This is a genomic window from Stenotrophomonas maltophilia (assembly GCF_001676385.1).
In the GTDB taxonomy this organism is placed as follows: domain Bacteria; phylum Pseudomonadota; class Gammaproteobacteria; order Xanthomonadales; family Xanthomonadaceae; genus Stenotrophomonas; species Stenotrophomonas maltophilia_J.
Genome location: NZ_LYVJ01000025.1, coordinates 1 through 469 on the forward strand (window position 1 = coordinate 1; position 469 = coordinate 469).

Genomic DNA, 469 nt, shown 5'->3' on the forward strand with positions numbered 1-469 from the left:
GGATGAAGGCCCCGATGGTCGAGACCACGTTGAGACCCTGGAAGCCGTCGGTGGGCAGGTAGTCGGCGTAGCGCCGGGGCATGCCCATGTCGCCCAGCCAGTGCTGCACCAAGAACGTGGTGTGGAAACCGATGAACGTCAGCCAGAAGTGCAGCTTGCCCAGCCGCTCGTCGAGCAGCCGACCGGTCATCTTGGGGAACCAGAAGTAGATGCCGGCAACCGTGGAGTACACGATGGTGCCGAACAGCACGTAGTGAAAGTGCGCGACGACGAAATAGCTGTCGGTCACGTGGAAGTCCAGCGGCGGGCTGGCTAGCAGCACACCGGTCAAACCACCCAACAGGAAGGTGACCGCGAAGCCGACCGAAAACGGCATCGGCGTCTCAAAGGTCAACTGGCCCTTCCACATGGTGCCGACCCAGTTGAAGAACTTGATCCCGGTCGGCACCGCGATCAAATACGTCATAAA

Annotated in this window: 1 protein-coding gene; it reads right to left on the reverse strand. The window is 60.8% G+C overall.

Annotated elements, in window-relative coordinates:
- Positions 1–469: cbb3-type cytochrome c oxidase subunit I (locus A9K58_RS18770; protein ID WP_196769215.1), on the reverse strand; the 469-nt coding region annotated here is incomplete at both ends.